This is a genomic window from Streptomyces sp. Alt3, assembly GCF_030719215.1.
Lineage (GTDB): Bacteria > Actinomycetota > Actinomycetes > Streptomycetales > Streptomycetaceae > Streptomyces > Streptomyces glycanivorans.
In genome coordinates this window covers 2244450-2264702 of sequence record NZ_CP120983.1, presented here as the reverse complement: position 1 = coordinate 2264702, position 20253 = coordinate 2244450, and the positions used below count along the sequence as shown (strand labels likewise).

12 protein-coding genes, 1 rRNA gene and 1 pseudogene are annotated in these 20253 nt (G+C 67.8%); 10 read left to right on the top strand and 4 right to left on the bottom strand.

Annotated elements, in window-relative coordinates; all coding sequences use genetic code 11:
• Positions 1 to 275: 275 nt before the first annotated feature.
• On the bottom strand, positions 276 to 1346 hold the full coding sequence (locus tag P8A20_RS09460; protein ID WP_147959782.1) for a (+)-(1(10)E,4E,6S,7R)-germacradien-6-ol synthase: 1071 nt from the start codon (positions 1344 to 1346) through the stop codon (positions 276 to 278).
• Between the two features lie 636 nt (positions 1347 to 1982).
• On the bottom strand, positions 1983 to 5951 hold the full coding sequence (eccCa, locus tag P8A20_RS09455) for a type VII secretion protein EccCa (RefSeq protein ID WP_147959783.1): 3969 nt from the start codon (positions 5949 to 5951) through the stop codon (positions 1983 to 1985).
• 244 nt (positions 5952 to 6195) lie between these two features.
• On the opposite strand from eccCa, the gene eccD reads away from it, so the two are divergent.
• The 6 genes and pseudogenes from eccD to P8A20_RS09425 all read left to right on the top strand — a co-directional run bounded on the left by eccD (position 6196) and on the right by P8A20_RS09425 (position 13285).
• A complete protein-coding gene (gene eccD, locus P8A20_RS09450) occupies positions 6196 to 7698 on the top strand; it encodes a type VII secretion integral membrane protein EccD (protein ID WP_306103323.1) in 1503 nt (500 codons plus the stop codon).
• Between the two features lie 189 nt (positions 7699 to 7887).
• Complete coding sequence (gene rpsO, locus P8A20_RS09445; RefSeq protein ID WP_003965855.1) at positions 7888 to 8178, top strand: 30S ribosomal protein S15; 291 nt, start codon at positions 7888 to 7890, stop codon at positions 8176 to 8178.
• A gap of 271 nt (positions 8179 to 8449) precedes the next feature.
• Complete coding sequence (locus P8A20_RS09440; protein ID WP_306105136.1) at positions 8450 to 10663, top strand: polyribonucleotide nucleotidyltransferase; 2214 nt, start codon at positions 8450 to 8452, stop codon at positions 10661 to 10663.
• A pseudogene (locus tag P8A20_RS09435) lies at positions 10660 to 12040 on the top strand (M16 family metallopeptidase). Before P8A20_RS09440 ends, P8A20_RS09435 begins: the two are co-directional and overlap by 4 nt.
• 25 nt (positions 12041 to 12065) lie before the next feature.
• Positions 12066 to 12818: a 4-hydroxy-tetrahydrodipicolinate reductase gene (gene dapB, locus P8A20_RS09430; protein WP_147959786.1), complete on the top strand. Its 753-nt coding sequence runs from the start codon at positions 12066 to 12068 to the stop codon at positions 12816 to 12818.
• A gap of 14 nt (positions 12819 to 12832) precedes the next feature.
• The gene (locus P8A20_RS09425) at positions 12833 to 13285 is read left to right on the top strand and encodes a tetratricopeptide repeat protein (RefSeq protein WP_147959787.1); all 453 of its coding nucleotides are present in this window, start codon (positions 12833 to 12835) and stop codon (positions 13283 to 13285) included.
• 55 nt (positions 13286 to 13340) lie between these two features.
• Here the strand turns inward: P8A20_RS09425 and P8A20_RS09420 are convergent, their stop codons facing one another.
• The gene (locus P8A20_RS09420) at positions 13341 to 13892 is read right to left on the bottom strand and encodes an SCO5741 family PH domain-containing membrane protein (protein ID WP_306103322.1); all 552 of its coding nucleotides are present in this window, start codon (positions 13890 to 13892) and stop codon (positions 13341 to 13343) included.
• A 93-nt stretch (positions 13893 to 13985) separates the two neighbouring features.
• Positions 13986 to 14225 (bottom strand): hypothetical protein, encoded by a 240-nt coding sequence (locus P8A20_RS09415; RefSeq protein ID WP_147959789.1) that lies wholly within the window; start codon positions 14223 to 14225, stop codon positions 13986 to 13988.
• 175 nt (positions 14226 to 14400) lie between these two features.
• Between P8A20_RS09415 and thyX the strand changes: the two genes are divergently transcribed.
• From thyX to P8A20_RS09395, 4 genes are all read left to right on the top strand, one after another.
• On the top strand, positions 14401 to 15138 hold the full coding sequence (gene thyX, locus P8A20_RS09410) for an FAD-dependent thymidylate synthase (RefSeq protein WP_145810647.1): 738 nt from the start codon (positions 14401 to 14403) through the stop codon (positions 15136 to 15138).
• A gap of 151 nt (positions 15139 to 15289) precedes the next feature.
• Positions 15290 to 16189, top strand: a complete 900-nt coding sequence (gene dapA / locus P8A20_RS09405; protein WP_147959790.1) for a 4-hydroxy-tetrahydrodipicolinate synthase — start codon at positions 15290 to 15292, stop codon at positions 16187 to 16189.
• Between the two features lie 130 nt (positions 16190 to 16319).
• Positions 16320 to 18005 (top strand): ribonuclease J, encoded by a 1686-nt coding sequence (locus P8A20_RS09400; RefSeq protein ID WP_147959791.1) that lies wholly within the window; start codon positions 16320 to 16322, stop codon positions 18003 to 18005.
• Between the two features lie 646 nt (positions 18006 to 18651).
• Positions 18652 to 20177 (top strand): 16S ribosomal RNA (locus P8A20_RS09395).
• Positions 20178 to 20253 lie beyond the last annotated feature (76 nt).

The following is a 20253-nucleotide window of genomic DNA, read 5'->3' as shown; positions in this document are numbered from 1 at the left end:
CGGCCGAGGTCCCCCGACTCGCGCCCTTCGGGAAACCGCTCGGGTACGCAGCCGCCGTACATCACGAGCCAGGGCGTACGAGGCGCCGAGGAAGATCAGAGCGCCGACCCCGACCCGGAGGGCCGATGCTCCGGCGAGGTACTCACGAACGGCGAGTGCGAGCAACAGCATGCCGACGAGCACACCGAATGCCGAGATCAGAGCGCTGATGCGGTGAGTCACAGGGACATCATCGACCACTGCCTTGCCCGGCGCGAGTGACCCGGACGATGTACCTAGTCCTTCAGCAGCGTCCACCACCAGGCGACACTGGCGATCGGAAGTGGCTGGTCCGCCTCCCGTTCACGGAAGGGGGATTCCGCGCTGCCGTCGGGCAGGTCGGCGGGGTCCTCCGGATTGACGTAGCGATTGGTGGTGAGGGACCAGTCGTAGTCTGCGCGAATCCAGGAGTCGCAGTCCGTGATCCACCGCCGGAGTTCCGGGCCGGCGTCGCGGAGGATCTGGTCGCGGAGGCGCAGATAGAGAGCCATGGCACGGGTGTGCATCGTGGCGGTCTCGCTCACGGCGTCCTCGACCGAGCACTGTCGTTCGTGCGCGATCAGATCGACGACGTTCCCGTAGCTGTCCTGACTCCGCTGACGCTCCTTGTGGTACGACACCAGGTCGTTCGACCAGCCGATGATCGCGGCGAAGACCTCGACGAACCCGCGGACGTCGTGACGGTCGTAGTCGGCCGCAGGGAGGTCGTAGCCGTGGATGATCTCGCTCAGCGTCGAGAAGATCTTGACGCCGGACGAGTCCAGCCGGACCGCCAGGTGGTCGGAGAGGGTGGGGATCCGCCCGTACGTGCTGTTCGCGGCCATCCAGATCTGGCCCTGGAGATATGCGCGGAAGCTGGCGGCCCAGCGCGCGGTCTGTACGGGGGTCGTCAGATCGTCGAGGCGCAGACGCAACTCGAGTAATGCGGCGCTGTAGTTGTCGTCAGCCGGGGCGGCCCAGGGGACTTCGACGATTCGCTGGAGTTTCGTGATGATGAGCAGGGTGGCGTCCGGAGAGGCCGCAGTCGGCCCCTCGTCGCAGTACTCGTCGTCGAACGCGAACAGCCACATCAGGAAGTCCGCAGTCCACTGCAGAGCCGCCAGACGCCCGTTGGGGCCGCCTCGGCCGGTGATCTCACCCACGGAGATGCGAGTCAGCCGTTCCCGTTGCGCATGATCGGAGTAGAGGCCGAATCGATCGAGCCAGGCGGCGGAACCATCGTCGATCTCACGCCAACTCGGGTGGATCCCCGAAGGGAGCGGGACCCACAGCTGAGGGATCTTCGGCGCTGAAGCTTGGGAGGTCATGAACCACCTTTTCGCATGTACTTTTCAATGCCTCTGGGCCCCGGAAGTTAGCAAGGCAGCGCAGGAACGGGTACAGCCCTTTCCAGCCGGGTTGGCCTACGGGCCGGTATCCTCCCCGCCACGCTGCGGAGGCGTCCGGCTACGCCTCCAACCCTCGTGAGCCGCACGAAAGTGGTTGATCACACCGTGTTTGCGGTTGATCGTCCTCGGTGCACAGTTGGCCCGAAAGTAGCTCTTGCCAGTTCAGGATTCACCAATTCCGGGCGGAAGCGCCCACGTTCCGCCGTCCGTGGGCCCCGTCACCGCCCGGACGCCGGCCTGGTGGCCCGCCTGTCCGCCCGGTCCCCGCGACCCGGTGGGCGCCGCTGGATCAGGCCCGGATTTCGTTGGCCGGGAAGCCGCCTACAAGCAGTTGTTGTTCCGCCCAGTTCGAGCCACCGGTATTCGGGCACGTCTCAACGCGGAAGCGGGCGCCCACGGTCGGCGCCTCGCACGACTGCGGCGTTCCCTTCCAGACACTGCCGGGCCGCACGCGGGTGCCGTCCTCGTCGGCCTTGGCCCAGGGCCCGCCCGAACGCCGAAGCGGGTGGTGACGGACCTACTCCGTCACCACCCGCCTCGCACCGGCCACAGGCCCTACCGCTCCCCGTCCATGAGCCCCGTCTGCACCAGCGGGTTCCCGCGTCGGCGGGTGACGAAGACCCCGCGCCCCGGGGGCATCGGCCGCGGGCGTACGTTGCCGAGGATGTCGCCCTCGATCGGGTCGCCGGACAGCATCACGCCCTGCGCGCCCAGTTCCAGGATGCGCTGGAGGAAGGGCTCGTACAGTGCGCGGCCCGCTCCCGCCGTGCTGCGCGCGATGATGAACCGCACCCCGACGTCACGGGAGAACGGCAGCATCTCCGTGAGCTTCGACAACGGGTTGCCGCTGGACGTCGAGACCAGGTCGTAGTCGTCGACGACCACGAACACCGACGGGCCGCTCCACCAACTGCGGTCACGGAGCTCCTGTGCGGTGACGTCGGGCGACGGCGTACGGCGCTTCATCAGGTCGTACAGCGCGTCCGCGTGGTGCTCCATGTTGTTGGACATGGGCACGTACTCCGCGAGGTGCGTCGCGGGGGTGACGTCCAGGAGCGCTCGCCGGTTGTCGATGACGAAGAACTTCGCGGCGTTCCCGTCGTACCTCTCGGTCAGCTGCTTGATGAGCATGCGCAGCAGGTTGGACTTGCCGGACTCGCTCTCGCCGAACACCAGGAAGAACGGGTCGCGCTCGAAGTCGAGCCAGACCGGTTCCAGGTTGTTCTCGTCGATCCCGAACGCGATGCCCCGCTCCGGCTGCGCGTAGCCCGCCGGCAGGTCGCGGACCGGGAGTTCGCGGGGCAGCAGCCGGACCGCGGGAGCGGGAGCCGCCGTCCAGTGCCGGGCGACCTCCTGGTTCATGGCCGCCGTCGCCTCGGAGAGGTCGCTGTCGGAGTTGATGCCGTCGATCCGTGGCACCGCCGCCATGAAGTGCAGCTTCTCCGGAGTGAGACCGCGCCCGGGTACACCGGCGGGCACGTTGACCGCGGCCTTGCGGTCCAGCTCGGAGTCCATGACGTCACCGAGCCGCAGTTCGAGCCGGTTCATCAGGTGGTCCTTCAGGTTGGCCCGGACCTCCATCGAACGCGACGCCGTGACGATCAGGTGGATGCCGTAACCGAGACCGCGCTGCGCGATGTCGATGGCCGCCGCTTCCAGGGCCTCGTAGTCCGTACGGAAGTTGCCCCAGCCGTCGATGATCAGGAAGACGTCGCCCCACGGCTGGTCCGTCACCGAGATCTCGCCGCGCGCCCGCAGCCTGCGGAAGGTGGCGATGGAGTCGATGCCCGCGCTGCGGAAGTACTCCTCACGGCGGGCCATGATCCCGTACACCTCGGAGACCGTACGGCGCACCCGTTCGGGATCGAGCCGGGAGGCGATCCCTCCCACGTGGGGCAGCCCGGAGACCGAGGCCATGCCGCCACCACCGAAGTCCAGCCCGTAGAACTGGACCTCCTGCGGTGTGTGGGTGAGGGCGAAGCCCGCGATCAGCGTCCGCAGCAGCGTGGACTTGCCCGACTGCGGGCCACCGGTGATCTGCATGTGGCCGGCCGCGCCGGAGAAGTCCCGGTAGAGGGTGTCACGGCGCTGCTCGTACGGCTTGTCGACCACACCCAGCGGTACGACGAGGCGGCCCGCGCCCTCGAACCCGGGCTGGGTCAGCCCGCGGCCCTCGACCGCGGACAGCCCCGGCAGGAGCTCGTCCAGCGACGGTGGATTGTCCAGCGGGGGCAGCCACACCTGGTGCGCCGACGCCCCGCGGCCCTCCAGCCTGCGCACGATCACGTCGAGGACCGTGTCCGCCAGGGCGTCGTCCTCGGACCTGCGCGCGTCGGGGACGCCCGGCTCCGCCGTCGGCTGCACGTAGCGCACGGGCACCGGGGCCGCGGTGAACAGCACCGGCCGACGGTCGACGGGCAGCGGACCGGAGGACGCGGCGGGCTGCGCACCCGAGCGGTACACCCCGGAGACGTACGCCGCCTTGAAGCGCACCATCTCGTCCGTGCCGTACTTCAGATAGCCCGAACCGGGCACATTGGGCAGGTGGTAGGCATCGGGGACGCCCAGTGCGGCGCGGGACTCGCCGGTGGAGAACGTACGCAGACCGATCCGGTACGACAGATAGGTCTCCAGGCCGCGCAGCCGTCCTTCCTCCAGGCGCTGCGAGGCCAGCAGGAGGTGGACGCCCAGCGAACGGCCGATGCGCCCGATCTGGACGAACATCTCGATGAAGTCCGGCTTTGCCGTCAGCAGCTCGCTGAACTCGTCGATGACCAGGACGAGGGAGGGGATGGGCTGCAGCGGGGCACCCGCGGCACGCGCTTTCTCGTAGTCGTGGATGTTGGCGTAGTTGCCCGCGTCGCGCAGCATCTCCTGGCGGCGGTTGAGCTCACCGCTGATGGAGTCGCCCATGCGGTCCACCAGTGTCAGGTCGTCGGCGAGGTTGGTGATCACCGCGGCGACGTGCGGCATCTGCGCCATCCCCGCGAAGGTGGCGCCACCCTTGAAGTCCGCGAGGACGAAGTTCAGCGTCTCCGAGGTGTGGGTGACGGCGAGGCCCAGGACCAGTGTGCGCAGCAGCTCCGACTTGCCGGAACCCGTGGCGCCCACACACAGCCCGTGCGGTCCCATGCCCTCCTGCGCAGCCTCCTTGAGGTCCAGCATCACCGGGCCGCCGTCCTCGCCCACGCCGATCGGGACACGGAGCCGCTCCGCCTGCGAGCGGGCCCGCCAGGTCCGGCTCACGTCGACCGAAGCCGCGTCACCGAGATTCAGCAGGTCGGTGAATTCCAGATTGGCGAGCAGCGGCTCGTCGTCGTCCCCGCCCGTTGCCACGTGGAGCGGCGCCAGCTGGCGCGCGAGCGCCTCCGCCGCCTCGTGGCTCAGGAGGTCGGGAACACCGTCGTACACCAGGCCGTGCCCCGACTCCAGCTGGAGCGTGTGGGGGTCCACCACGATGGAGAGACCGCCGCGCGCCCCGTTGACCTGGCCCGTGACGATCTCGACGACGGTGACGCCCTGGAGGCCCTCGGCCGACGCGAGTGCGGACGTCGCCGGCACGGACTCGCCGTCGAGCACGACCACGACGTGCGGCTGGTCGAGGAGCGGCTGGCCGCCCGGCTGGAAACGGGGGCGGCCGTCGAGGCGGCCCGCGAGCATCTCCTCGAGCTCCGTGACACCCGTGGTGATCAGGCGGCGGCTGCCGGCGCCGTCGGTGGAACCCTGCACCTGGACGTGCGGGAGCCACTTCGCCCACTCCCAGCGCGGAGCGGCGTCGCGGTCGGTCGCGACGGCGACGACCAGGTCCTCGGGGGAGTGCAGCGAGGCGAGCGCCCCGACCATCGCGCGGGCCGTGGCACGCGCGGATTCGGCCTCACCACTGATCGTCAGGTGGTAGAAGGCGCGGAGCGAGACCGCCATCGGCAGTCCGTCCAGCGTGCTGTGCGTCGTCAGGAACTGCTGCATCGCCCCGGCGGTCAGCGGCTCCAGCTCGTCGACCGGCGCGGTGTCGGGGGCCATGAGAGGCGTGGCGAGTTCCTGACCGCCCAGACCGATGCGTACGTGCGCGAAGTCGGCGTCCCCCACCCGGCGCTCCCACACCCGGCTGCCCTCGGCCACGAGGGCCCACAGCTGCTCCGGGGACGGGTGGAGGTAGAACTGCGCGTCGCGCTGCTGACGCGCGGTCCTCAGCACGGCGCGCCGGGTCTGCGTCAGATACTTCAGGTAGTCGCGCCGCATGTCCGCCAACTGACCCTGGGTGCCGCGCCGGAAGCGGACGAGCATCGAGATGGCCATCGCGACCGTCGACGCGATCATGATCATGCCCATGATCCGCATGATCGGGTTCGGAGTCATGAAGAAGAAGACGACGGAACCGCCCATGCCGAGCATCGGCAGCAGCTGCATCATCACCCCCTCCTGCTGCCCGCGGGGCAACTCGGGCGGAGGTTGCAACTGCACCTGCTCGCCCGGAACTTCGGAGGGGAGGGCCCGCGGTGGGCGCTTGACGACAATGTGGCTCACAGCTCACCAATTCCCTTGCCGGACGGAACTGTTCCTATCGGCGCCCCCGTGGCGACGGGTTCCGTCCGCGGGAGGATCCTACTGGCGTGCCCGGTGACCCGAGGGCGGTAGGGTGTCGCGACGCGTGTACGCATCCGCTAACTACCGCAAAAAAACGGGTCATTCGGGACGCAGGTGGAGCCCTCGATCCAGGGGTGCGTTTTCAGGAGTCCAGGAGAACCATGAGGGGGAGCAGCACGTGACTATGACGGCCCAAACCGCGGCTACCGGATCCGGCCGGCCGGGTCCCGGAGTTCCGGCCGGCAACGGGACCGGCTTCTGCCGGGTCACGGTCGTCGCGCCCGACAGCCGTGTCGACGTGGCGCTGCCCGAGGACATCCCCGTAGCCGACCTCTACCCGGAGATCCTCCGGCTCTCGGGCCAGAGCCCCGCCCAGGGCGCCCCGGTCGGCTACCACCTGGTGCGCCGTGACGGCACCGTCCTCGACAGCGGGCGCACACTGGCCGGTCAGCGCATCCTCGACGGGGAGCTCCTGTCCCTGCGGCCCTTCTCCGAGTCGCTGCCCCCCGCGGTCTTCGACGACGTCTCCGACGCGGTCGCCACCGCGGTCGCCAAGGACCGCACGCTCTGGGGCGACAGCCTCATGCGCTCGGCCGGTCTCTTCGGCGGGTCGGTCCTGCTGGCCCTGCTCGGCTTCGTGCTCTGGACCTCCGACATCCGGCACGACATGAACGGCCTCCCCGGCATCCTGGCCGCCGTCACCGCCGTACTCCTCCTCGCGCTCGCCTGCGTACGCGCGCGGATCTACGCCGACCGCGGCTCGTCCATCGCGCTGGGTATCGGCGCACTCACCAACTCCGCGGTGGCCGGTGCCGGGCTCCTGCCGCTCAGCGATGGCCAGGGCGTCGGCAGGCTGCAGTTCCTGCTCGCCTGCGCCGCCGTGCTGGTGGCGTCCGTGATCCTCATGATCGCCGCCCCCGAGGGCGACGGAACCTTCGTCGCCTTCGTCTTCGCCTCCGCCATCGGCGTGCTGGTGACCTTCGTCGCGATCATGACCGGCATGGAGCAGGCCGAGACCGCGGCCGTGTGCGCACCCCTCTCCGTGGGCCTCCTCGCCTTCCTGCCAGGGCTCTCCACCCGCTTCGCACGCCTCCCGATCGGCTTCGAGCCGCCCCGCACCACCGTCGGCGACTACGGGACGTCCGACCCGGCGCCGCAGGGCCCGGTCGACGCCGACCGCATCGCGGCCCAGGCGCGGCGCGGACACGAACTGCTCCTCGGCCTCGCCGGGGGCTGCGCGCTGGTGGCCGTGGGGGCCGCGGCGGTGCTCGGCTTCTCGGACAGCGTCTGGGGCCAGCTCCTGGCGCTCGCCACCGGGATCGCGATGCTGATGCGCGCCCACCTGTTCCGCTACACCGCCCAGGTCGGCTGCGCCCTGGGCGCGGGCCTCGCCGCACTCGTGCTCCTCGGCCTCGGGCTGTCGCTCAACCCGCCGGTCGACCTGATCCGGGAGGCGCTCAAGGGGGACAGCGCGGGACTCGACATCCGTACGATCTGGCTCACCGCCGCGGTCGCCGGCGTAGCCGCACTGATCACCGCCATAGGGCTGATCGTCCCGCGCAAGGGCGTCACCCCGTTCTGGGGCCGCTTCCTGGAGATCGCCGAGGCCTTCGTCCTGCTGACGCTGCTGCCGCTGTGCCTGGCGGTCTTCGACGTCTACCACTCGATCCGGGCGCTCACCAGCTGACCCGTTCGGCACGACGGACGGACGGGTCCGCAGCGGCTGGTACGCTGTGTGACGGCCGTTTGTGTACGCGCCTCCGGGAATCATCCTGAGGGCTGCGCTCATCGGACCTTCGCCTCCGAGTCACGGAAGCTCCCCTGAGATCAAGACCAGGGGCACTCGTGGGCGCATCGAACATCAAGAGGAGTACGCGTGCCGCTCGACGCCGCTACGAAGAAGCAGATCATGTCCGAGTTCGCCCAGAAGGAGGGTGACACCGGATCCCCCGAGGTCCAGGTCGCCATGCTCTCCCGCCGGATCTCGGACCTGACGGAGCACCTCAAGACGCACAAGCACGACCACCACTCCCGTCGTGGTCTGCTGATCCTGGTCGGCCAGCGTCGCCGCCTCCTGCAGTACCTTGCCAAGAAGGACATCCAGCGCTTCCGTGCGCTCGTCGACCGCCTCGGCATCCGCCGCGGTGCGGCCGGCGGCGCCAAGTAAGGACGCTGTGAGAGGGAGCGGTACCCCGATTCCAGGGGGCCGCTCCCTTTGTTGTACGTGCGTGACCCGGGTCCGGCTCAGTAACCTGGACGTACGACAACAGAACGAGGAGAGGCGCGCCACGGCCGCCGCCGGTCCTCGGTAGTGGCCCCCGGGGCAACGCCCGGGAGCTTCGATCGAAGACCGGCCCGCACACACGGCGCGCTTCTCCGCACCGTCCTCCGCCACACGGGCGGCAGGACGAAAGACGACGAGTATGGAGAAATCACTAGTGGAGAACGAGACCCACTACGCCGAAGCCGTGATCGACAACGGCACCTTCGGCACCCGCACCATCCGCTTCGAGACGGGCCGCCTGGCCAAGCAGGCCGCAGGCTCCGCCGTCGCGTACCTGGACGACGACACCATGGTGCTGTCGGCCACCACCGCTTCCAAGCGGCCCAAGGACCAGCTCGACTTCTTCCCCCTCACGGTGGACGTCGAGGAGCGGCAGTACGCGGCCGGCAAGATCCCCGGCTCCTTCTTCCGCCGTGAAGGCCGGCCCTCCGAGGACGCGATCCTCACCTGCCGCCTGATCGACCGCCCGCTGCGCCCCTCCTTCAAGAAGGGCCTGCGCAACGAGATCCAGATCGTCGAGACGATCATGGCGCTCAACCCCGACCACCTGTACGACGTGGTCGCGATCAACGCCGCCTCCGCCTCCACGATCCTGGCGGGCCTGCCCTTCTCCGGCCCGATCGGCGCCACCCGTGTGGCCCTGATCAAGGGCCAGTGGGTCGCCTTCCCGACGCACACCGAGCTCGAGGACGCCGTCTTCGACATGGTCGTCGCCGGTCGCGTCCTGGAGGACGGCGACGTCGCGATCATGATGGTCGAGGCCGAGGCCACCGAGAAGACCATCCAGCTCGTCAAGGACGGCGCCGAGGCCCCGACCGAAGAGGTCGTCGCCGCCGGTCTCGAGGCCGCGAAGCCCTTCATCAAGGCGCTCTGCAAGGCCCAGTCCGACCTCGCCTCCAAGGCTGCCAAGCCCACCGGCGAGTTCCCGGTCTTCCTCGACTACCAGGACGACGTCCTGGAGGCGCTCACCAAGGCCGTCAGCACCGAGCTCGCCAAGGCGCTCACCATCGCCGGCAAGCAGGAGCGCGAGGCGGAGCTGGACCGCATCAAGGAGATCGCGGGCGAGAAGCTCCTCCCGGCCTTCGAGGGCCGCGAGAAGGAGATCTCGGGTGCCTACCGCGCGCTGACCAAGAAGCTGGTCCGCGAGCGCGTCATCAAGGACAAGGTCCGCATCGACGGCCGTGGCGTCACGGACATCCGTACGCTCGCCGCCGAGGTCGAGGCCATCCCGCGCGTGCACGGCTCGGCGCTGTTCGAGCGTGGCGAGACCCAGATCCTGGGCGTCACCACCCTCAACATGCTCCGCATGGAGCAGCAGCTGGACACCCTCTCCCCGGTGACCCGCAAGCGCTACATGCACAACTACAACTTCCCGCCGTACTCCGTCGGTGAGACCGGCCGCGTGGGCTCGCCCAAGCGCCGCGAGATCGGCCACGGAGCGCTCGCCGAGCGCGCCATCGTGCCGGTGCTGCCGTCGCGCGAGGAGTTCCCCTACGCGATCCGCCAGGTCTCCGAGGCGCTGGGCTCCAACGGCTCGACGTCCATGGGCTCGGTCTGCGCCTCCACCATGTCGCTGCTGAACGCCGGTGTGCCCCTCAAGGCCGCCGTCGCCGGTATCGCCATGGGCCTGATCTCGCAGGAGATCGACGGCAAGACGCACTACGTCGCCCTCACCGACATCCTCGGTGCGGAGGACGCGTTCGGCGACATGGACTTCAAGGTCGCCGGCACGAAGCAGTTCGTGACCGCGCTCCAGCTCGACACCAAGCTCGACGGCATCCCCGCCTCGGTCCTGGCCGCCGCGCTGAAGCAGGCCCGTGACGCGCGTCTGCACATCCTGGACGTCATGAACGAGGCCATCGACGTCCCGGACGAGATGTCCCCGAACGCCCCGCGGATCATCACCGTCAAGATCCCGGTGGACAAGATCGGTGAGGTCATCGGCCCCAAGGGCAAGATGATCAACCAGATCCAGGAGGACACCGGCGCCGACATCACGATCGAGGACGACGGCACCATCTACATCGGTGCCCAGCAGGGCTCGCAGGCCGAGGCCGCCCGCGCCACGATCAACGCCATCGCCAACCCGACCATGCCGGAGGTCGGCGAGCGCTACCTGGGTACGGTCGTCAAGACCACCACCTTCGGTGCCTTCGTCTCCCTCATGCCCGGCAAGGACGGTCTGCTGCACATCTCGCAGATCCGCAAGCTCGCCGGTGGCAAGCGCGTGGAGAACGTCGAGGACGTGCTCGGCGTCGGCGCCAAGGTCCAGGTCGAGATCGCGGAGATCGACTCCCGCGGCAAGCTCTCCCTCATCCCCGTGATCGAGGGCGAAGAGGACGAGAAGAAGGACGACACCGACAAGTGACGTCCCGTAGTTCCGTGACGACGGCCCGCCCCTCCTCGGAGGGGCGGGCCGTCGCCCGTACCCAAACGCTTCTCAAGGGCACCAACGGCATCGGCACCGTCCGCCGCACCGTCCTCCCGGGCGGTCTCCGGGTCGTCACCGAGACGCTGCCCTCCGTACGCTCCGCCACCTTCGGGATCTGGGCCAACGTCGGATCACGCGACGAGACGCCCACCCTGAACGGCGCGACCCACTACCTCGAACACCTCCTCTTCAAGGGCACGGCCAAGCGCAGCGCCCTCGACATCTCGTCCGCGATCGACGCGGTCGGCGGCGAGATGAACGCCTTCACGGCGAAGGAGTACACCTGCTACTACGCGCGGGTCCTGGACACCGACCTCCCGCTGGCCATCGATGTCGTCTGCGACATGCTGACCGGCTCGCTGATCGCCCCCGAGGACGTCGACGCCGAGCGCGGCGTCATCCTCGAGGAGATCGCGATGACCGAGGACGACCCGGGCGACTGCGTGCACGACCTGTTCGCGCACACGATGCTCGGTGACACCCCGCTGGGCCGCCCGGTCCTCGGCACCGTCGACACGATCAACGCGCTGAACCGGGGCCAGATCGCCCGCTTCTACAAGAAGCACTACGACCCCACGCACCTGGTGGTGGCCGCGGCGGGCAACGTGGACCACGCCACCGTCGTCCGGCAGGTCCGGAAGGCCTTCGAGCGGGCAGGCGCCCTCACCCGCACCGACGCCGTCCCCACGGCGCCGCGCGAGGGCTCCCGCACCCTGCGGGCGGCCGGCAAGGTCGAGCTCCTGAACCGCAAGACCGAGCAGGCCCACGTCGTCCTCGGCATGCCCGGCCTGGCCAGGACCGACGAGCGCCGCTGGGCACTCGGCGTCCTGAACACCGCGCTCGGCGGCGGCATGAGCTCACGCCTCTTCCAGGAGGTACGGGAGAAGCGCGGCCTGGCCTACAGCGTGTACTCGTACACCTCGGGCTTCGCCGACTGCGGGCTCTTCGGCGTGTACGCGGGATGCCTGGCCCAGCCAGGTGCACGACGTCCTCAAGATCTGCCGCGACGAGCTGGACCGCGTGGCGACGGACGGCCTCGGTGACGAGGAGATCGGCCGCGCCGTCGGGCAGCTCGCCGGTTCCACCGTCCTCGGCCTGGAGGACACCGGCGCGCTCATGAACCGCATCGGCAAGAGCGAACTCTGCTGGGGCGAACAGATGTCCGTCGATGACATGCTGGCCAAGATCGCGGCGGTCACCCCCGACGAGGTCCGTGCCGTGGCCGCCGACGTCCTCGGACAGCGGCCCTCGCTCTCGGTCATCGGTCCGCTGAAGGACAAGCAGGCCGACCGCCTCCAGGAAGCGGTCTCCTAACCACCCCGTAAGGAAAAGAACACAGATGAGCAAGCTGCGCGTGGCCGTTCTCGGCGCCAAGGGCCGCATCGGGTCCGAGGCGGTACGAGCCGTGGAGGCCGCCGACGACATGGAGCTGGTGGCCGCGCTCGGCCGCGGCGACACGCTGGAGACCCTCACGGAGACCGGCGCCCAGGCCGTCGTCGAGCTCACCACACCCGCGTCGGTGATGGAGAACCTCGACTTCTGCGTCCGTCACGGCATCCACGCCGTCGTGGGCACCACCGGCTGGACCGACGAACGGCTCGCGCAGCTGAACACCTGGCTCTCCGGCTCCCCGGAGACCGGTGTGCTCATCGCGCCGAACTTCTCCATCGGCGCCGTCCTCACGATGAAGTTCGCGGAGCAGGCCGCCCGCTACTTCGAGTCGGTCGAGGTCATCGAACTGCACCACCCGAACAAGGCGGACGCTCCCTCGGGCACCGCCACCCGCACCGCCCAGCTCATCGCAGCGGCCCGCGAGAGGGCCGGCGTGGCGTCGCAGCCCGACGCCACGGCCACAGCGCTGGACGGAGCACGTGGCGCCGACGTCGACGGAGTGCCGGTCCACTCCGTCCGGCTCCGCGGACTCCTCGCCCACCAGGAGGTCCTGCTGGGCGGCGAGGGCGAGACCCTCACCCTGCGGCACGACTCGCTCCACCACAGCAGCTTCATGCCGGGCATCCTGCTCGGAACCCGCCGCGTGGTCACCACTCCCGGCCTCACGTTCGGCCTGGAACACTTCCTCGACCTGAACTGACTGGGCCCCACCCGATGCGCGCAAAGCTCACCTACCTCGTCACCGCTGCCGTCCTGGTCTTCTACTTCGTCCTGGCCGGCAGCCGGGGCGTCCTGCTCATCCGGCACGGCACGCTGCTCACGGTCACCTTCGGTGTCGCGGTGCTGATCCTGCCGGTGATCGGCGTCTGGTTCCTCTGGAAGAACACCCAGTTCGTGCGCCGGGCCAACGCCCTGGCCGCCGAACTGGACGCCGAAGGGGGCCTCCCCGTCGACGAGCTGGTGCGCACCCCTTCGGGGCGTATCGACCGCGACTCCGCCGACGCCGTGTTCGCCCGGCGCCGCGAGGAGACCGAGGACAGCCCGGACGACTGGCGCTGCTGGTTCCGGCTCGCGGTCGCCTATCAGGACGCGAGGGACACCCCGCGCGCCCGCAAGGCGATGCAGCGCGCCATCGCCCTGCACACGAACAAGCCGGTACGCGCCTGAGCGGCGCCGTACCGGCTTGCAGGTGTTCTTGCGGCTCCGAGGAGCCCCCGGCCCGTCAGCCGGTGCGGTATTCGTCGCCCCAGGCCTCGATGGTGTCCGTGGCACGCTCGAACGCCTCGGCACGGGCCAGGAAGTCCGCGTTGTGGTCGGTTACCAGCGGCGGCAGCGGTTCGCCGTTCCTGCGCACCACGACCAGGGCCTGTCCCTGGACGGTTCGCGGGAAACCGAGCCACTTCACCGGCTGCTGCACCGTGCGGACCGCCGCCGTGCTCGCCCACGGCACCGTGGTCGTACGGAAGAAACCCACCCGGCGCACGCCGTGCAGGCTCACCCACGCGCCGACCCGCAGCAGCCGCAGCGCGCCGCCGATCATCACGGCCGCGAGCACGAAGCACGCGGACGCTCCGGACAGCGAGCCGGCCAACGTGATGATCATCGCGGCGAGCAGCACGAAGGACGCCAGCAGCAGCAGACCGGCTGCCGCCGCGACCCGCCAGGGGCCGGGTCGGTAGGGCCGTCGCCAGCTGTCGTGGTCGTCGAACGGCAGCGCGATGTCCTGCGCATCCGCGTCGAATGCGCGGTCGGCCGTCAGGAAGGGCAGGGGCACGACTGATCCTCACTCACAAGCACGCTCGATTGCTGTGCCCGGTGAGGCTACCGAGCAGCCCCCCGGCCGACCACTCCAGGGGGCCCGTACGGGTCAGCGGTGCTGGGACGCCTCGGACGTCTGACTGTGGGAGGGCGTCCGCTCGGTGTCCAGCGCGGGCAGACCGAAGAGCAGCGATCCGGCGAAGCCGGCGACCATCGTCAGCCCTACGAGGGAACGAGCGGCCAGCTGCGAACGGCTGGCGCGCCGGCGGGGAGGCGGAGTGACATTACTGCGGAACCGGTCGGCCTCGGCGACGAACGAGAACGGGACGGATTCACGCCGGCGGAACATGAGGAAACTCTCCTTGAACTCTGTGACGGGTGCTGCTAATGAGTCAGACGTACGAGAGGCCCGATCGGTGCCCCGAATCGCCGGACCCATCCAAAATTTCCCGCTGACGGATGCCCTCCCGGGGGCCCGTAGAGTGGACGCCGCCCGAGCGACGCAATTGGAAGGACCCCCGCCGGTGACCGACACCCCCGAGCCCACAAAGGCCCACTTCCGCAGCGATGTCACCGTTGACCTGGTGAAATCAGCCGCGGCCGACTCCGACGTGCTGTTCGCGGCCCGTGTGTCCACCGCCGGCGAGCAGTCCCTGGAAGAGGTCACGAAGGACCCCGAGCGCTCGAAGGGGCTCATCAACTACCTGATGCGTGACCGGCACGGCAGCCCGTTCGAGCACAACTCGATGACCTTCTTCATCAGCGCCCCGATCTTCGTCTTCCGCGAGTTCATGCGGCACCGCGTGGGCTGGTCCTACAACGAGGAATCGGGCCGCTACAGGGAGCTCGAACCGGTCTTCTACGTCCCGGGGGAGTCCCGCAAGCTCATCCAGCAGGGCCGTCCCGGCAAGTACGAATTCGTCGAGGGGACCCCGGAGCAGCACGCGCTCACGAGCCGGGCCATGGAGGACTCCTACCGCCAGGCCTACGACGCCTACCAGGAGATGCTCGCCGCCGGGGTCGCCCGTGAGGTCGCCCGCGCCGTGCTCCCCGTCGGACTGTTCTCCACGATGTACGCCACCTGCAACGCCCGCTCGCTGATGCACTTCCTCGGCCTGCGCACACAGCACGAGCTGGCCAAGGTGCCGTCCTTCCCGCAGCGCGAGATCGAAATGGTCGGCGAGCAGATGGAACAGCACTGGCAGACGCTGATGCCGCTCACTCATGCCGCCTTCAACAAAAACGGACGGGTCGCCCCATAGGCGGTGTCCGTATTGCGGCGTTTCGTGAAGTTCATCTAGGCTGATCAAACGGACCCGGCACTGCTTGAACCCCCGAGCAGGCAGTGCCGGGCTCCTCTTCCCCGTCCCCCGAGGGGGCACGACGCTCCGAGCAACGAGTAGCGTGTTACCCATGGCTCCGATCTCCACTCCGCAGACCCCCTTCGGGAGGGTCCTCACCGCTATGGTCACGCCCTTCACGGCTGACGGCGCACTCGACCTCGACGGCGCCCAGCGGCTCGCCACCCATCTGGTGGACGCAGGCAACGACGGCCTGGTCGTCAACGGCACCACGGGCGAGTCCCCGACCACCAGCGACGCGGAGAAAGACCAGCTGGTCAGGGCTGTACTGGAAGCCGTTGGAGACCGAGCCCACGTCGTAGCCGGCGTCGGTACCAACGACACGCGGCACAGCATCGAACTGGCCCGTACCGCCGAGCGCAGTGGCGCCCACGGCCTCCTCGCGGTCACGCCGTACTACAACAAGCCGCCGCAGGAGGGCCTCCTCCGCCACTTCGGCGCCATCGCGGACTCCACCGGACTCCCGGTGATGCTGTACGACATTCCGGGCCGCAGCGGTGTGCCGATCGACACGGAGACACTCGTACGCCTCGCCGAACACCCCCGGATCGTCGCCAACAAGGACGCCAAGGGAGACCTCGGCCGCTCCAGCTGGGCCATCGCCCAGTCCGGCCTCGCCTGGTACTCCGGCGACGACATGCTCAACCTCCCGCTGCTCTCGGTCGGCGCCGTCGGATTCGTCTCCGTCGTCGGCCACGTCGCCACCCCGGAGCTGCGCGCCCTCATCGAGGCTCACCTCGGCGGCGACGTTCAGAAGGCCACGGAGATCCACCAGAAGCTGCTCCCGGTCTTCACCGGGATGTTCCGCACCCAGGGCGTGATCACCACCAAGGCCGCGCTCACCCTGCAGGGCCTCCCCGCCGGCCCGCTGCGCCTCCCCCTGGTGGAACTCACCGCCCAGGAGACGGCCCAGCTCAAGATCGATCTGGCTGCCGGCGGGGTACAGCTCTAACCACGGACTTCACAACTGAATACGCGAGGACACTCGCGGCGGAAACACCACCTGACAACAGCAAGTGCACGAATGACACGCGCGCCACGTGCCCTCAGCGGTACGTGGCGTGCGTGGTAAGGAGAGTCTTTTGAGTCATCCACATCCTGAACTCGGTACCCCGCCGAAGCTCCCGAAGGGCGGTCTGCGGGTCACGCCGCTGGGCGGCCTCGGCGAGATCGGCCGCAACATGACGGTCTTCGAGTACGGCGGCCGCCTGCTCATCGTCGACTGCGGTGTGCTCTTCCCCGAGGAGGAGCAGCCGGGCATCGACCTGATCCTGCCGGACTTCACCACGATCCGGGACCGCCTGGACGACGTCGAGGGCATCGTCCTCACGCACGGCCACGAGGACCACATCGGTGCCGTCCCGTATCTGCTCCGGCTGAAGCCGGACATCCCCCTCATCGGCTCCAAGCTGACCCTCGCACTCATCGAGGCCAAGCTCCAGGAGCACCGGATCCGTCCCTACACCCTCGAGGTGACCGAGGGACAGCGTGAGCGCATCGGGATCTTCGACTGCGAGTTCGTCGCGGTCAACCACTCCATCCCGGACGCCCTCGCGGTCGCCATCCGCACCCCTGCGGGCATGGCTGTCGTGACCGGTGACTTCAAGATGGACCAGCTCCCGCTGGACGGCCGTCTCACCGACCTGCACGCGTTCGCCCGGCTGAGCGAGGAGGGCATCGACCTCCTTCTCTCCGACTCGACGAACGCCGAGGTCCCCGGATTCGTTCCGCCGGAGCGGGACATCTCCAACGTCCTGCGCACGGTGTTCGCCAACGCGCAGAAGCGCATCATCGTGGCGAGCTTCGCCAGCCACGTGCACCGCATCCAGCAGATCCTGGACGCCGCCCACGAGTACGGCCGCAGGGTCGCGTTCGTCGGACGCTCCATGGTCCGCAACATGGGTATCGCGCGTGACCTGGGCTATCTCAAGGTGCCCGCAGGTCTGGTGGTCGACGTCAAGACCCTCGACGACCTGCCGGACGACGAGGTCGTCCTGGTCTGCACGGGTTCCCAGGGTGAGCCGATGGCAGCCCTCTCCCGTATGGCCAACCGGGACCACCAGATCCGGATCGTCCCGGGCGACACGGTGATCCTGGCGTCGTCCCTGATCCCCGGCAACGAGAACGCGGTCTACCGCGTGATCAACGGCCTGACCCGCTGGGGCGCGAACGTCGTCCACAAGGGCAACGCCAAGGTCCACGTCTCGGGTCACGCCTCGGCCGGCGAACTGCTGTACTTCTACAACATCTGCAAGCCGAAGAACCTGATGCCGGTCCACGGCGAATGGCGCCACCTCCGGGCCAACGCCGAACTCGGTGCGCTGACCGGCGTGCCGAAGGACCACATCGTCATCGCCGAGGACGGCGTCGTCGTCGACCTCGTCGACGGCAAGGCGAAGATCGTCGGCAAGGTCCAGGCCGGCTACGTGTACGTCGACGGCCTCTCGGTCGGCGATGTCACCGAGACCTCCCTCAAGGACCGCCGCATCCTCGGCGACGAGGGGATCATCTCGGTCTTCATCGTGGTGGACAGCTCGTCCGGCAAGATCGTGGGCGGCCCGCACATCCAGGCCCGCGGTTCCGGCATCGACGACGGTGCGTTCACCGCCGTGGTACCCAAGGTCGAGGACGCGCTCAACAAGTCCGCCCAGGACGGGGTGATGGAGCCGCACCAGCTCCAGCAGCTGGTCCGGCGCACGGTGGGCAAGTGGGTGTCCGACACCTACCGCCGGCGTCCGATGATCCTTCCGGTCGTCGTCGAGGTCTGACGTGAGCGCGGCCGCCAGGCCGCCAACCAGGAGCGGGGCGCCTCGATTTGCATCGAGGCGCCCCGCTCCAGTACGTTTGCCATTCCGCCTGAACGGGAAGCACCTCGCGCACTTGTGCGCAGGGAGCGCCTGTGACCCCATCCGGGGGGCGGGAAATCCGACTCAGAATCTCTGATAAAGTCGGATCCGCCGAAAGGCAAAGGCCACTCCACAGGCCGCTGGAATCAAATTCGGACCGGAAACGGAACGGAAAAGAGTCTGGTAAAGTTGGAACCGCCGGAAAGGGAAACGCGAAAGCGAAGAACTGGAAAGCGAAACAAGTAGTAACCCGCTTCGACCGGGAATCGGACACGAAAGAGTCTGATAGAGTCGGAAACGCAAGAACGAAGGGAAGCGCCCGGAGGGCCCCGGTGAAACGGGACCGAAGGAAGCGTCCGTTCCTTGAGAACTCAACAGCGTGCCAAAAGTCAACGCCAGATATGTTGATACCCCGGCCTGCATCACGCAGGTTGGTGGTTCCTTTGAAAAGTCCTGCACGGTCCTCGGACCGGGTAGGCAACATCAGCGAGGACGCTGTGAACAACCGGTCATATTCCGACCTGGTTGTTCCGCTCTTGCATGGTGCTCTCCCGATTACGGGAAAACATTCATGGAGAGTTTGATCCTGGCTCAGGACGAACGCTGGCGGCGTGCTTAACACATGCAAGTCGAACGATGAAGCCCTTCGGGGTGGATTAGTGGCGAACGGGTGAGTAACACGTGGGCAATCTGCCCTTCACTCTGGGACAAGCCCTGGAAACGGGGTCTAATACCGGATAACACTCTGTCCCTCATGGGGCGGGGTTAAAAGCTCCGGCGGTGAAGGATGAGCCCGCGGCCTATCAGCTTGTTGGTGGGGTAATGGCCTACCAAGGCGACGACGGGTAGCCGGCCTGAGAGGGCGACCGGCCACACTGGGACTGAGACACGGCCCAGACTCCTACGGGAGGCAGCAGTGGGGAATATTGCACAATGGGCGAAAGCCTGATGCAGCGACGCCGCGTGAGGGATGACGGCCTTCGGGTTGTAAACCTCTTTCAGCAGGGAAGAAGCGAAAGTGACGGTACCTGCAGAAGAAGCGCCGGCTAACTACGTGCCAGCAGCCGCGGTAATACGTAGGGCGCAAGCGTTGTCCGGAATTATTGGGCGTAAAGAGCTCGTAGGCGGCTTGTCACGTCGGATGTGAAAGCTCGGGGCTTAACCCCGAGTCTGCATTCGATACGGGCTAGCTAGAGTGTGGTAGGGGAGATCGGAATTCCTGGTGTAGCGGTGAAATGCGCAGATATCAGGAGGAACACCGGTGGCGAAGGCGGATCTCTGGGCCATTACTGACGCTGAGGAGCGAAAGCGTGGGGAGCGAACAGGATTAGATACCCTGGTAGTCCACGCCGTAAACGTTGGGAACTAGGTGTTGGCGACATTCCACGTCGTCGGTGCCGCAGCTAACGCATTAAGTTCCCCGCCTGGGGAGTACGGCCGCAAGGCTAAAACTCAAAGGAATTGACGGGGGCCCGCACAAGCAGCGGAGCATGTGGCTTAATTCGACGCAACGCGAAGAACCTTACCAAGGCTTGACATATACCGGAAAGCATCAGAGATGGTGCCCCCCTTGTGGTCGGTATACAGGTGGTGCATGGCTGTCGTCAGCTCGTGTCGTGAGATGTTGGGTTAAGTCCCGCAACGAGCGCAACCCTTGTTCTGTGTTGCCAGCATGCCCTTCGGGGTGATGGGGACTCACAGGAGACTGCCGGGGTCAACTCGGAGGAAGGTGGGGACGACGTCAAGTCATCATGCCCCTTATGTCTTGGGCTGCACACGTGCTACAATGGCCGGTACAATGAGCTGCGATGCCGCGAGGCGGAGCGAATCTCAAAAAGCCGGTCTCAGTTCGGATTGGGGTCTGCAACTCGACCCCATGAAGTCGGAGTTGCTAGTAATCGCAGATCAGCATTGCTGCGGTGAATACGTTCCCGGGCCTTGTACACACCGCCCGTCACGTCACGAAAGTCGGTAACACCCGAAGCCGGTGGCCCAACCCCTTGTGGGAGGGAGCTGTCGAAGGTGGGACTGGCGATTGGGACGAAGTCGTAACAAGGTAGCCGTACCGGAAGGTGCGGCTGGATCACCTCCTTTCTAAGGAGCATCTAGGTTTCCTTCGGGGAATCCAGAGACCATTTCGTCGGCAAATGTTCGACGGTGGTTGCTCAAG